This window comes from Sphingomonas sp. TZW2008, from assembly GCF_002117915.1.
In the GTDB taxonomy this organism is placed as follows: Bacteria; Pseudomonadota; Alphaproteobacteria; order Sphingomonadales; family Sphingomonadaceae; genus Sphingomonas.
On record NZ_BDJB01000003.1, the window covers coordinates 546508 to 560124 of the forward strand.

The window sequence follows — 13617 nt, forward strand, 5'->3', positions numbered from 1 at the left end:
AATTTCACCCGCTCGCGAAAGAGGTCGTTTCAGCTGAAACGATGTGCCTGGCTTTCTCGCCGGCCAAGCAGCCGTGATGAACGATTGACTCTCCGCAGCGTTGGAACAAAATAGGAACATTCGTAGCGAGCGAGTCGAGAAACGTGTCGTCCCCAGCCGTCATTGCCGAGCTTCGCGAGACGCTACGCGCGATCGAGGGCGATGGCTACCGGCGGCGCGAGACGCTGCCGTTCGGCATCCCCCCGATTGATACGAAACTGGCCGACGGCGGCCTCCGGCTCGATGCACTGCACGAAGTGGCGGCTGACACCGCGGCGCTGGGCGACGATGCGGCGGCGACGCTGTTCATCGCCGGAATCGCAGCGCGCGCCTCAGGTCCGGTATTGTGGGTGGTGCGGCGGCGCGACCTGTTCGCGCCGGGGCTCTACCAGGCGGGGCTCGCCCCCGAACGCGTCCTCTATGCCGAGGCGCGCGACGATGCCGAACTGCTCGCGCTGATGGAGGAAGGGCTCCGGCACCGCGGCCTCGGCGCGGTGATCGGCGAGGTGAAGCGCGCAGGGCTGGCGGCGACGCGTCGGCTGCAGCTCGCGGCCGAAGGCGGGCGTACGATCGCGCTGCTGATGCGCCGCCACGCACGCGAGGGCGTCGACCCGCTCGGCATGCCGTCCGCCGCGCTCACGCGCTGGCGGATCGCCTCGGCCCCGTCGGTGCCCGATCGGTCGGGCAGCCTCGGCCGCGCGCGCTGGAACGTGGCACTCGATCGCCAGCGCGGCGGCGAACCTTTTAACATGCTGATGGAGGCTTGCGATGACACGGGTCGTCTCGCTCTACCTGCCGCACTGGGCGATCGATCGCGTGCGTCGGGCCGAGCGTCGCCACGCTCCGCCGCGGCCTGATGCCGTTCGCGATTCGGGCGTCCCGCTCGATCTCGCGCCGCTCGCCGCCGCCGTGGCTGAGGAGCAGGTGCTGCAATGCGACGCGCCCAAGAACACCGGCTGGCGTCCAGGTGCGCGCTGGGCGCGTTCGGATGCCGCGGCGCCGTCCGACAGGGTTCAGGACAGCCCCCAGGACAAATCACTAGACAAACCGTGGTCGCAGTCGACGCGCGCGGACGTCGCACGGCGTATCGAGGCGATGCCCGAACATCGGCGCCCGCCGATGCGCGAAATGGGTCGCCGCAGCGAAGCCGCCGACAATCCGTTCCGCGCGATGCCGCCCGACGAAGGCGTACGTCCGGTGCAATCGACGCTGCCCGTCCGCCCCGATCCGGAAGACGTGCCGAGCCAGCGTTGGCGCGGCTTCGACGGGCTCGATCCAAATGCCGACGATCGTGCCGCCGCTGCCCTCGCACGCTGGAACGCCCCGCCGGCCGGCGGCCGGCCGCAGCCACTCAGGACGGGCATGCCGGCGGTCCGCTATCCCGGCGAGGGTCCGCATCCCGACAAATACGCGCGTGCCGGCTCAAACGACGCCGGCGCGCATGTCCCGGGCGTCGCCCCCTTCTTCGATACCGGCCGCAGCCTCGGCGGCATCGTGGCAAGGGTATGCGACGCCGTCGCTCCCGGTCCCGAGCGGGCCGCAGGGGACGACTCCGATGCGCCGCCGACGCGCACTGCCGCGAACCGAGCGCGCGTGCACCATCAGAACCGCGCGCGCCCTGCCCGGCCCCACTCCAAGGCCGCGGACGAAGCCGCCGGGCATGACAGGCCCCGGCCGCTCGTTACCGTGCACAAGATCGGCAGCCGCATCGAGATCGCCGCCGCCTCGCGCGAGGCGCAGGCGCTCGGCCTCGTACCAGGCACGGCGTTGACGCAGGCGCGCGCCGCCGTTCCCGATCTCGACGTGCGCGATGCCGATCCCGAGGGCGACCGCGCCGATCTGCTGCGCCTCGCCGTCGCGCTCGCCCGCCGCTGGTGCCCGGTCGTCGCGGTCTCCGATAGCGATGGCCTGTTCCTCGACATCACGGGCACCGCGCACCTCCACGGCGGTGAGGCGGCACTGGCGCGGCGCCTGCTGCGCCTGCTCGCGCGGCTCGGCGTTTCAGCACAGCTGGCGATCGCCGATACCGCCGGCGCGGCGTGGGGGCTGGCACGGCAGAAGGCGACGGCGGCGATCGTTCCGCCCGGCGCGCACGGCGAGGCGATCGCGCCGCTGCACGTTGCGGCGCTGCGTCTCGACGATGCTGCGCGCGAATTGCTCGCCCGGCTTGGCGTCGACACGGTGGGGGAACTCATGACGATGCCGCGCGCGCCGCTCGTCCGCCGCTTCGGCCGCGCCATCGCGCAGCGCCTCGACCAGGCGACCGGCGCCGCGCCAGAGCCGCTCGATCCCGTCGTCCCGGTACAGCCGATCGCGGTCACCCGCCGCTTCGCCGAACCGATCGCCACCGCCGAGGCGATCGGCCACTGGCTGGCGGGGCTGATCGACGATCTGGCGGTCGAGCTCGCCGAGGCGGGCGTCGGCGCGCGTGCGCTCGCGTTCGTCGCGGCGCGTGTCGATTCGACCGATCAGGTGATCCGCGTCGGCCTTGCGCGCGCCAGCCGCGATCCGGCGCACCTGCTGCGGCTGATCGCGCGCCGGATCGAGGAGATCGATGTCGGCTACGGCCTCGACGCGCTGACGCTGCATCTCGTCCGCGCCGATCCACTCGGACCCGAAGCGCTCGGCGCGGCGCTGGCGGAGCAAAAGGCACCCGATCTTGCGCCACTGGTCGATACGCTCGCCAACCGCATCGGGCCGGCGCGCTTGTGGCGCCACCAGCCGGTCGAGAGCGACGTGCCCGAGCGCTCGGTAAGCCCGCTCGACCCGCTTGGGCCGGCCGCTGCCGAAGGGTTGCGGTTGAAGTTGCACGACGTGCGCCAGCTCGACCGCCGCACGCCCGATCATCCCTGGCATCCGCGCTGGCCGCGCCCGGCGCGCCTGCTGCATCGCCCCGAACCGCTCGACAATGTGATGGCCGAGTTGCCCGATCGTGCGCCCCGTCGCTTCATCTGGCGTGGCCGTCAGCATCTGGTGACGCTGTCGGATGGCCCCGAACGGATCACCGGCGAATGGTGGCGCCGGTCCGGCGAGCGCGACGCCGTGCGCGACTATTTTCGCGTCGAGGACAGCGACGGCCACCGCTTCTGGCTGTTCCGCCGCGGCGACGGCGAGCGCACCGAGACGGGCGACCGCAGCTGGTACATCCATGGCACCTTTGCCTGATTGGTGCGGGCCTGATCGGCGGGGGAGCACGCCGTGACGTACAGCGAGCTTCAGGTCACCACGCATTTCTCGTTCCTGCGCGGCGCCTCGTCGTGCGAGGAGCTGTTCTCCACCGCCGCGGTGATGGGAATGCCCGCGCTCGGCATCGTCGATCGTAATTCGGTCGCCGGCGTGGTGCGCGCGCTGTTCGCCTGCGAGCAGCTGAAAAAGAAGAACGGCCTTCGCATCCGCTCGATCCCCGGCTGCCGGCTCGACCTAGTGACCGGCGAATCGCTGCTTGTCTGGCCGGAGGATCGCGCGGCGTGGAGCCGGCTGACGCGGCTGCTGACGCGCGGCAAGGCGCGGGCGGACGCGCAGCGCGGCGAGAAGGGGCAATGCTTCCTGCATTGGGAGGATGTCGCCGCGCTGGCTGATGGCCTCATCGCGGCGCTGGTGCCCGGGCGCGGCGGCGTGGCGCCGACCGCACTCGCTGCGACCGCCGACATCTTCGGCGCGCGCGGCCACGTTTGCCTCACCCCCTGGCGCCGGCCGGGCGAGCGCCGCCGCTGGCATGAGACGGTGCAGGCCGCCGATGCCTACGGCCTGCGTCCGCTCGCCACCGGCGACGTGCTGTACCATGCGCCCGACCGGCGGATGCTGCACGACGTCGTCACCGCGATCCGTGAGAAGTGCACGATCGATGAGCTCGGCCACCGCCGCGAGCGTCACGCCGACCGCTACCTCCAGCCCCCATCGGCGATGGCGCGCCGTTTCGCCGACCATCCCGATGCACTCGCCGCGGTCGAAGCGATCGTCGAACGCTGCACCTTTTCGCTGAAGGACCTCGATTACCAATATCCCGACGAGATCATCATGACCGGCCGCAGCGCGCAGGAAGGGCTCGAACTGCTGTCGCGCAACGCCTTGGCGCAACGGTTCGACGGCAATCCGCCGGCCGAGTACAGCCAGAAACTGGAACACGAGCTGCGGCTCGTCGCCAAGATGGGCTATGCGCCATATTTCCTGACGGTGAACTCGATCGTCCAGTTCGCCCGCGGCCAGGACATCCTGTGCCAAGGCCGCGGCTCGGCGGCCAATTCGGTGATCTGCTTCGTGCTCGGCATCACCTCGATCGACCCGGTCAAGCACCAGCTGCTGTTCGAGCGCTTCGTGTCGGAGGAACGCCGCGAACCGCCCGATATCGACATCGATTTCGAGCATGAGCGGCGCGAGGAAGTGATCCAGTGGATCTACGACACCTATGGCCGTGACCATGCCGCGCTGACGGCGGTGGTCAGCCGCTTCCGCACGCGCGGCGCGATCCGCGAGGTGGGCAAGGTGCTTGGGCTTACTGAGGATATGACGGGCGCCTTGGCGGGGCAGGTGTGGGGCTGGTCGAACGAAGGCGTGCCTGACGCGCACGTCCAGGCGCTCAACCTCGACGCCGGCGAACCGCGCCTCGCGCTCGCGCTCGAACTCGCCAAGGAACTGATCGGCACGCCGCGCCACCTGTCGCAGCATCCCGGCGGCTTCGTGCTGACGCGCGATCCGCTGCACGATCTGGTGCCGATCGAGCCCGCCGCGATGGAGGCGCGCCACGTCATCGAATGGGAAAAGGAGGACATCGAGCATCTCGGCTTCATGAAGGTCGATATCCTCGGCCTCGGCATGCTCGGCTGCATGCGCCGCGCATTCGATCTCCTGGCCGAGCACAAGCAGGTCGCGATGACGATGGCGAGCGAGCCGTTGCAGGACGACGATCCTGCGACCTTCAAGATGATCCGCCGCGCCGATACGCTGGGCGTGTTCCAGATCGAGAGTCGCGCGCAGATGAGCATGCTGCCGCGGATGAAGCCGACCAATTTCTACGACATCGCGATCCAGGTCGCGATCGTCCGCCCCGGCCCGATCCAGGGCGACATGGTGCACCCGTATCTCAAGCGCCGCGCGCTTTCGGCCGCCGAGCAGGAGAAGATCGAATATCCCAGCCCGTTGCTCAGGGACGTGCTGAAGAAGACGCTGGGCGTGCCGCTGTTCCAGGAACAGGCAATGCAAGTCGCGATCCTCGGCGCCGGCTTCACCCCGGGCGAGGCGGACCTGCTGCGCCGCGCGATGGCGACGTTCAAGATGACCGGCGGCGTCGGCGAGTTCCGCGACAAGCTGATCGACGGGATGCGCGGCAACGGCATCGCGCAGGAATTCGCCGAGCGGCTGGTGAAGCAGATCGAAGGGTTCGGCAGCTACGGCTTTCCCGAGAGCCACGCGGCGAGCTTCGCCAAGATCGCCTACGCCTCGTCGTGGATGAAATGCCACCATCCCGACGTGTTCTGCGCCGCGCTGCTCAACGCGCAGCCGATGGGCTTCTACGCGCCGGCACAGATCGTGCGCGACGCGCGCGAACATGGGGTAGAGGTGCTGCCGGTATGCGTGCTGACGAGCGAGTGGGACACGTCGCTGCTGGCGGCGCGACGCGGATTGCACCCGCTGCGGCTCGGCCTTCGCATCGTCCACGGGCTGTCGGCGGTGGACGGTGGCAAGATCCTGGCAGCGCGCGGAGAGCGGCCGTTCCGATCGGTCGAGGACGTGTGGCGGCGATCGGGCGTGCCGCTCGCCGCGCTGGAGAAGCTCGCCAAGGCGGACGCGTTCGCCGGCATGGGGCTCGACCGGCGGCAGGCCTTGTGGGCGATCCGCGGGCTGGGCGATACGCCGCTGCCGCTGCTCGCGGCGATCGAGACGCGCGAGGAGCCCGTCCACCTGCGCGCGCTGACCGCCGGCCGTGAAGTGGTGGAGGATTACCGCGCGACGCAGCTGACGTTGCGCCAGCACCCGCTGACCTTTCTGCGCGAGCGGCTGACGCGGCGGCGGATGGTGTGCTGCGGCGATTTGAAGACGATCAAGGAGGGCAAGGCGATCGAGGTCGCCGGCATCATCCTCGTCCGCCAACGGCCGGGCAGCGCCAAGGGCGTGCTGTTCATCACGATCGAGGACGAGACGGGGATCGCCAACGGCATCCTGTGGCCCGACCGGTTCGAGGCGCAGCGCCGCACGGTGATGTCCTCCGCGATGGTCAGCATCAAGGGTCGCGTGCAGAAGGAGGGGATCGTGATCCACGTCGTCGCGGATCTCATCACCGATCTCACGTGGATGCTGCGCGAGGTGGGCGAGATCGACCTGCCGCACCTGAAGCTGCCCAGCATGGTATCGCGCGGCGACGGGGCGACGCATCCGGGCGCGCCCGATCGCGGCGATCCGGGCTGGAAGCACAAGGGGCGTACCGATTACCATTATCGCGAACGACCGCGCGAAGGCCCGCCGGGCGATCTGATCCCGATCCGCAGCCACGACTTCCATTGATAAAGCGAGCGGCTTAACAAGCCTGTCGAACCGGCACCGACCGGCGCATCGGAGAGATCGACCATGGCCACCGCCGCCCTCGCCCCCCAGCCCGCCCCGGAACCGCGCATCGGCCTCACCCCGAACGTGCCCGGACCCGCAGACAAGGCCGCGTTCGACGCCGCGATCGTCGATCCCGACAGCTATGCCAACGAGGACCGCTACCACGCGATCTTCAAGCATCTGCGCGAGGAAGCACCGGTCTACTGGTGCGAGCCCGAAGGCTATCGCCCGTTCTGGACGGTCGCACGGCATGCCGACATCAAGCGCGTCGAGCTCGATACCGAGACCTTTCTCAACGATCCGCGGCTGACGCTATCGCCGATCGCCGACGAGGAGCGCGTCAAGGCACTGACGGGGGGCAGCGACAAGCTGACGCGCAATCTCGTCAGCATGGACAATCCCGATCACCGCCACTTCCGTGCGATGACGCAAGGCTATTTCTCCGCCAAGCACATGCGCCAGCTGGAAGCCGACATCCGCGCGCTGGCGAAGGAGAGCGTCGAGCATATGGCATCGCTCGGCGGGCGATGCGATTTCGCCACCGAAGTCGCGATCTGGTTTCCGCTGCGCGTCATCATGCTGACGCTGGGTGCGCCGCGCGAGGACGAAGCGTTCCTGATGAAGATCACGCAGGAAGTGTTCGGCGCGCAGGATTTCGACCACATGCGCCCCGAGGAGATGGGCGGCCTGTTCGCCACCATCGCCGAGTTCAATGCCTGGTGCGATCGCATCACCGCCGATCGCAAGGCCAACCCGCGCGAGGACGTGTCGACGATCATCGCCAACGCGACGCTGACCGACGGGTCGCCGATGGGCAACATGGAGGCGATGAGCTACTACCTCATTATCGCCGCCGCGGGGCACGACACGACCAGTTCCTCCTCCTCCGTCGGCCTGCTCGAGCTGATCCGCAACCCGGCCGAGATGAAGAAGCTGCGCGACGATCCCGCGCTGCTGCCCAATGCGATCGATGAGATGATCCGCTGGTCCAGCCCAGTGAAGCATTTCTTCCGCACCGCCGCGGTCGACACCGAAGTGGCCGGAATGCCGATCAAGGCCGGCGACGGCCTCGTCATGGCCTACCCGTCCGCCAATCGCGACGCCGCGGTGTTCGACGATCCGTTCGCGTTCCGCGTCGATCGCGCCAATGCAAAGCAGCATCTCGCCTTCGGCTACGGCCCGCATCTGTGCCTGGGGCAGCATCTGGCGAAGATGGAGATGCGCATCCTGTTCGAGGAATTGCTCGCCCGCTTCGACGATTTCACCCTCGACGGCGATCCAGCGTGGACGCGCGCAAGCTTCGTCAGCGGGATCAAGCGCCTGCCGATCCGGTATCACGCCAAGTGAGCCTCAGCGATCCCGAGCGCCTCTATCCCGGCTTTCCTGGACGTGACGCCAACCAGCATCTGCGCACCATCCCGGCCTGCGCCGCGCTCGGCATGCAGCAGCGCGCCGCGCACAGCGGGCCGGTCGTCACTTCGCTCGACGCCTCGCTGCCGTCGACCCGCGACGCCGACGGCCGCGTCGCGCGTGGCGCGGCGCTGGTGCTCGCCGATCAGGCGACCGCGGGCGGCGTGTTCGCGACGCTTGCGCAGCCGACGCCGATGATGACGCTCGACCTGCGCGTCGACTGGTTCGCGCCGCTGCCTACCGGGCGGCTCGATTGCGTGATCGAGAACGTCGTGCGCGACGGCGATCTCGCACTCGCGCGCGGGCTGTTGTTGACGGATGGCGTGCCGGTCGGTGCGGCGACCGGGCGCTATCTGATCGGATCGATGCCGGGCGGCGGCGGTGGACGGATCGAGGACCGCACGACGATCCTGCCGCCCTCGACCGACACCGATTTCACAACTTATCTTGCCGCAACGACGACGGGTGACGGAATGTCGGTCACGCCGCGGCCGGAGCATGTCGGCGCGCCGCTGCCGGCGTTCCACGGCGGCGTGATCGCGGCGCTGCTCGAGGCATCCGCCGTCGCCACCCTCGATCCCGGCTTCCGCCCGCTAGACATCGAGATCCGCTATCTCGCCCCCGCGCGCGCCGACCGCCCGCTCGTCACCCGCGTCGTGCCGCGGCGGACCGGCCGGCGAGCGATCACGATCGACGTCGACGCGCATCAGGGCGATCCGGCCAAGCCCGTCGCGATCGCGCGCCTGCTGGCGATGACCGACGCGCCGGGCGAAGTGCGGCTGGTGACGCTACCGCACGACTAGCCGCGCGGCCGGATGCTTCGCGCCGACGAAGATGCGCGCGATCATGGTCAACCGCCGACAGTCTGCTCGATCACGCCGAAGATCGGGTGGTGGCGATCGTCCTCGGCCCAGATGCGCACGGTATCACCGGCCTTGAGGAACGGCGTCACTGGCTGGCCGCCAGCGATCGTCTCGATCGTGCGCACCTCGGCGATGCACGAATAGCCCACCCCGCCCTCACCGATCGGCTTGCCCGGCCCGCCGTCCGCGTCGCGGTTCGACACGGTGCCCGAGCCGACGATCGTGCCTGCGCCGAGCGCGCGCGTCCTGGCGGCGTGGGCGACGAGCGTGCCGAAGTCGAAGGTCATGTCCTCGCCCGCCTCGGCGCGGCCGAACGGCTGGCCGTTGAGATCGACCATCAGCTTGCGGTGCAGCTTGCCGCCCTGCCACCAGTCGCCCAGCGCGTCGGGGGTGACGAACACCGGTGAGAAGGCCGACGCCGGTTTCGACTGGAAGAAGCCGAATCCCTTGCCGAGCTCGCCGGGGATAAGGTTACGCAGCGAGACGTCGTTGGTCAGCCCGACGAGGCGGATCGCGGCGAGCGCTTCCTCGCGGCTCGCGCCCATCGGCACGTCGCCGGTCACGACGACGACTTCCGCTTCGAGATCGCAGCCCCAGCTCTCGTCGGCGAGCGGGATCGGATCGCGCGGGGCGAGGAACCCGTCCGAGCCGCCCTGATACATCAGCGGATCGTGCCAAAAGCTGTCGGGCATCTCCGCACCGCGCGCCTGTCGCACCAGCGCGACGTGATTGACGTAGGCCGAGCCGTCCGCCCACTGATAGGCCCGCGGTAGCGGCGAGGCGGCGTCATGCTCGTGGAAGCGATCGCGCGGGATCACCTCGTGCGCAAGATCGGTGGCGAGGTTGCGCAGATCGGGCAGCAGCCGATCCCAATCGTCGAGCGCCGCCTGCAGCGTGGGTGCGATATGCGTTGCATCGGCGCACCAGGCGAGATCGTTCGATACGACGACGAGCTTGCCGTCCCGTCCGTGCTTCAGGCTCGCAAGTTTCATCGGTTACCTCTCCTTCACCGCCCGGCATAGGCGCGCGCGCCGGGCGAAGTCGAGAGCGGCGGTCACGGCATGTGGAAGACGATCGACTGCTGCTGCCCCGAACAGGCCAGTGCGCCTTCGGGACGGAAGCTGCTGGTGAAGCGCGCGTCACGCACCACGCCCATCGCAGCGTCGTTGAAGATAAAGGGGGGATAAGCGGCAACGGCGCGCTGCGTTGCGGTACGGCCATCCGCGGTCACATCGAATTCGGCGCGCACCCATCCCTCGAAGCCGAAGCGCGCGGCCGCGTCGGGATAATCCGAGCTGCCGCCGCCAGTGCGCCTGACCGCCGGCTCCAGCCCGATCAGCGCGCATTGCTCCGCCGTCAGACCAGTCTGCCGGAACGCGGCCTGCGCGCCTGCGACATCGCGCAGGCGGGCAAGCGCGTCCGCCTTCTGCAACAGCGCCGCGACCTTGAGCGGGTGGCCGGCCTGCAATGGCGCGGCGATCACGGCGTCGAGCAATTGCACCGCATCAGGCGGTGCCGAGGCTTTGAACCGCGGCGCGGCGATCGCGAGCCGCAGCGTAGCGGCAGACACGGCATCGGCAGCGACCGCCGGCTCCGCGAGCGTCGCGCGCAAGGCGGCGCGATATTTCGTGGCATCGTATTTCTTCATGTCGCGCCCGGTCAGCAGCGCCTGCGCCGCGGGTGGGGCGTTGAGCGTGGTCGCCAGCGCGCGCGCCTTCGCCCGCATCACATCGCGCTCCTTCTCGTCAAGCAGCGGGCTCATCGAGAGCATTATCGCGCCGCGCAATCCGACGAGGTCGTCGCGCGCGGCATCGATCCGCTGCATAGGCAGAGCGCGCGCATCGGGCATGTCCGCCCACGCCGGACTGCCAACGCCGCGGCTGTCGAACCAGGCGCTAAGCGCGTCCGCCACCGGCCCGAAGATCGAGGGCCGCTCCGCCGCCCGGATGCAGCGCAGCTCGATCCGTGTCGACGCGCGGTAGATCAGCGGAATGGCGCGCGCGCTCTCGGGCTTCCACGACCAGTCGCGCACCGCCTGCGCGAAGGCGATCGCACTGGCTCTCCCGCCGGTGGTGAAAATCGGCGTGACGTCCGTCACGTGCCCGTCGTTGCCGAGCGTGAACTCGACCACCGCGATATCCTCGGGCCGGACGCCGCCGGCGGGGTCGCAGGCCGGCGGCTCCATATCGACCGCGGTCGCGAACGGCGCGTCCTTCATCCGCCCAGCGCCGGTGTAGACGAGGTAGCGCCGCGCGTTGACGACGTCGTTGTTGCGCAGCGCGGCGATCGCGAGGTCCGATCGCGTCGCGATATCGTCGAGCGTCACCTTGAGCCCCAGCCCGCCCTGCTTGGCGAGGCTGTCGCGCAGCACCGCATAGGCCTCCTTGTCGCGCCCCTCGTTGAGCAGGACGCGCGCATAGATCGTCTGGACCCGCGCGACGTCGCGCGGGCTGAGTCCCGGCGAGGTGGTGACGATGGTGCGCGCCTCCTCCGCATAGCGCAGCGCCTGGCCGTCGTGGTCGAACATCAGCGCCTGCGCCATCAGCATCAGCGGCAGTATACGCTGCGGCCCGGCCGAGAGCTCGAGCGCGCGGCGGTACTCGACGAGCGCGCCGTCGTAATCCGATCGCCTGATCGCGACCTCACCGAGCATGACAATAGCGTCACGCACGTCGCTGGCGAACGTCGCCCCGCGCGCCTGCAGTTGCGGCAGGCCCCGACGGATCGCCGCTTCCCCTTCCGCATCGCGACCGACCGTCACCAGGCAGCGCCCTTTGCGCACGTCGATCGCCGCGGCGACGAGCGCGTTGCGCTTTGCCGCCCCCGATCGCTCGATCGCCTCGAACGCGGCGATCGCTTCCTCGCACCTGCCCGGGCTGGCCGAGGCATCGCTCGCGGCGTCGAACTGTTGTTGCAAGCTGGCCGCGCCGGCCGGCGGCGTGCCCCCCGCTTGACCCGTGGCCAGCAACGCTAGCAGATACAGCATCTTACATCCCCCCCGTTGCGGCAGAACAATCATGAATTCGTCGCCAAGTCGAGCCGCTGGATGATGCGAAGTGGCACTATCATCACCGCATTGCTCGGGCTTGCCGCGACGTCAGCAGCGATCGAGCCGGTGCCCTATCCGCCCGGCACGGTTCTACTGCTGGTCGCAGGCTGGTGCGCGCCGTGCCGCGGCGAGCTCGCCCAACTCGACGCGATTGCGCAGGCGGCAGCGCCGTTGTCGGTGCGCGTGATGCTGATCGACGACGATCGCAGCGGGCGCCGCATGGTCGCCACCCTGCCGCCGCCGCGTCGCTGGGAGCCGGACCCCGCGATCCATGCTGCGGCGCGCGTCGCACTGCTCGCGCGCACGCCTGGCCTGCCGTACAGCGTCGCGATCGGGGCCGATGGGCGGATCTGTGCCGAGCAACGCGGCGGGCTCGACGCGCTGCGCGCGCGGGCGCTCGTCATGCGCTGCCGCGCGCTGCATCGGGGGGTGGCACCATAACAAAAGTTACTTGACCCGATCGTGCGTGATCGCGAGAATTAGTGATCACGTTTCGGAGGGGTTTTTCCATGTCGCTCGACCAGGTCGCGGGCCGTTTTGCGTATAATGAGGATCACGAGGCGTTCCGCCAGACGGTGCGCAGCTTCCTGGCCAAGGACGGCGTGCCCCACGCCGATCAGTGGGAGAAGGATCGCCTGGTGCCCAAGTCCTTCTGGCAGAAGGCCGGAGAAGTCGGCATGCTGTGTCCGACCGTGCCGGAGGAGTACGGCGGGCTCGGCCTCGATTTCGGCTACAACGCGATCGTCGACGAGGAAATGGCCTATTCGGGCGTGCCTGCGGGCTTCTCGCTCCAGTCGGACATCGTCGCCGGCTACATGGAAACCTACGGGTCCGAGGAGCAGAAGAAGGAGTGGCTGCCCAAGATGGTATCGGGCGACGTGATCACCGCGATCGCGATGACCGAGCCTGGCACGGGCAGCGATCTTCAGTCGATCCGCACCACCGCGAAGAAGGACGGCAACCACTACGTCATCAACGGATCGAAGACGTACATCACCAATGGCCAGAACACCGATCTGACGCTGGTCGTCGCGAAGACCGATCCGACCGCGCAGCCCGCCTACAAGGGCATGTCGATCATCCTGGTCGAGAGCGATCGCGAGGGGTTCAGCAAGGGGCGCAAGCTCGACAAGATCGGGCAGGACGCGGCGGACACGTCCGAGCTGTTCTTCGAGGACGTGCGCGTGCCGATCACCAACTGCCTTGGTGAAGAGGGCATGGGCTTCATCTACCTGATGAGCCAGCTGCCGCAGGAGCGGCTGTCGATCGCGGTATCGACGCATGCCTCGGCGCAGAAGGCGTTCGACGATACCGTCGCGTTCGTGAAGGATCGCAAGGCGTTCAAGGGCACGGTGTTCGACTTCCAGAACACCAAGTTCGTCCTCGCCGATCTCAAGGCGAAGCTGCAGGTCGGTTGGGCGCACCTCGACTGGGCGATCGCGCGCCACTTGAAGGGCGAGCTGACCAACGAGGAAGGCGCCGCGGCTAAGCTGTGGCACACCGACCTCCAGTGGGAAGTGATGGACAAGTGCCTCCAGCTGCACGGCGGCGCGGGTTACATGAACGAATATCCGATCGCCAAGATGTGGCGCGGCGCGCGCGTCAGCCGGATCTACGGCGGCACGAACGAGATCATGAAGGAAGTGATCGGGCGCAAGCTGTAAGCACGCGTCGATCGCGCAACGATACGGCGGCCGGCAGCTATGCTGTCGGCCG

General features: G+C 68.9%; 9 protein-coding genes. 7 read left to right on the forward strand and 2 right to left on the reverse strand.

Annotated features, from left to right (window positions below; translation table 11 throughout):
- Nucleotides 1–143 precede the first annotated feature (143 nt).
- The 5 genes from B7L05_RS04270 (at nucleotide 144) to B7L05_RS04290 (ending at nucleotide 8792) form a co-directional block, all read left to right on the forward strand.
- Nucleotides 144–896 (forward strand): ImuA family protein, encoded by a 753-nt coding sequence (locus B7L05_RS04270; RefSeq protein WP_085808947.1) that lies wholly within the window; start codon nucleotides 144–146, stop codon nucleotides 894–896.
- Nucleotides 808–3204, forward strand: a complete 2397-nt coding sequence (locus B7L05_RS04275) for a DNA polymerase Y family protein (RefSeq protein ID WP_256926596.1) — start codon at nucleotides 808–810, stop codon at nucleotides 3202–3204. Before B7L05_RS04270 ends, B7L05_RS04275 begins: the two co-directional genes overlap by 89 nt.
- A gap of 33 nt (nucleotides 3205–3237) precedes the next feature.
- Nucleotides 3238–6537: an error-prone DNA polymerase gene (locus tag B7L05_RS04280; RefSeq protein ID WP_085808948.1), complete on the forward strand. Its 3300-nt coding sequence runs from the start codon at nucleotides 3238–3240 to the stop codon at nucleotides 6535–6537.
- A 63-nt stretch (nucleotides 6538–6600) separates the two neighbouring features.
- Nucleotides 6601–7926 (forward strand): cytochrome P450, encoded by a 1326-nt coding sequence (locus B7L05_RS04285; RefSeq protein ID WP_085808949.1) that lies wholly within the window; start codon nucleotides 6601–6603, stop codon nucleotides 7924–7926.
- Entirely contained in the window at nucleotides 7923–8792 is an 870-nt protein-coding gene (locus B7L05_RS04290) for an acyl-CoA thioesterase domain-containing protein (RefSeq protein WP_085808950.1), read from the forward strand. The genes B7L05_RS04285 and B7L05_RS04290 overlap by 4 nt, the downstream gene beginning before the upstream one ends.
- Nucleotides 8793–8839: 47 nt before the next feature.
- Here B7L05_RS04290 and B7L05_RS04295 read toward each other — a convergent pair whose 3' ends face one another.
- Together B7L05_RS04295 and B7L05_RS04300 are read right to left on the reverse strand one after the other, a co-directional pair.
- Nucleotides 8840–9844, reverse strand: a complete 1005-nt coding sequence (locus tag B7L05_RS04295) for a fumarylacetoacetate hydrolase family protein (protein ID WP_085808951.1) — start codon at nucleotides 9842–9844, stop codon at nucleotides 8840–8842.
- A 62-nt stretch (nucleotides 9845–9906) separates the two neighbouring features.
- A complete protein-coding gene (locus B7L05_RS04300; RefSeq protein WP_218775984.1) occupies nucleotides 9907–11838 on the reverse strand; it encodes an energy transducer TonB in 1932 nt (643 codons plus the stop codon).
- A 15-nt stretch (nucleotides 11839–11853) separates the two neighbouring features.
- Between B7L05_RS04300 and B7L05_RS04305 the strand changes: the two genes are divergently transcribed.
- Together B7L05_RS04305 and B7L05_RS04310 are read left to right on the forward strand one after the other, a co-directional pair.
- Nucleotides 11854–12342, forward strand: coding sequence for a hypothetical protein (locus tag B7L05_RS04305; RefSeq protein WP_144037119.1), 489 nt, complete (start codon nucleotides 11854–11856; stop codon nucleotides 12340–12342).
- Nucleotides 12343–12410: 68 nt separating this feature from the next.
- Nucleotides 12411–13565 (forward strand): acyl-CoA dehydrogenase family protein, encoded by a 1155-nt coding sequence (locus B7L05_RS04310; RefSeq protein WP_085808954.1) that lies wholly within the window; start codon nucleotides 12411–12413, stop codon nucleotides 13563–13565.
- Nucleotides 13566–13617 lie beyond the last annotated feature (52 nt).

Coding starts and splice junctions, on each gene's coding strand:
- B7L05_RS04275 (WP_256926596.1), top strand. CDS start 808: ATGACACGGGTCGTCTCGCTCTACCTGCCGCACTGGGCGATCGATCGC.
- B7L05_RS04285 (WP_085808949.1), top strand. CDS start 6,601: ATGGCCACCGCCGCCCTCGCCCCCCAGCCCGCCCCGGAACCGCGCATC.
- B7L05_RS04295 (WP_085808951.1), bottom strand. CDS start 9,844: ATGAAACTTGCGAGCCTGAAGCACGGACGGGACGGCAAGCTCGTCGTC.
- B7L05_RS04300 (WP_218775984.1), bottom strand. CDS start 11,838: ATGCTGTATCTGCTAGCGTTGCTGGCCACGGGTCAAGCGGGGGGCACG.
- B7L05_RS04310 (WP_085808954.1), top strand. CDS start 12,411: ATGTCGCTCGACCAGGTCGCGGGCCGTTTTGCGTATAATGAGGATCAC.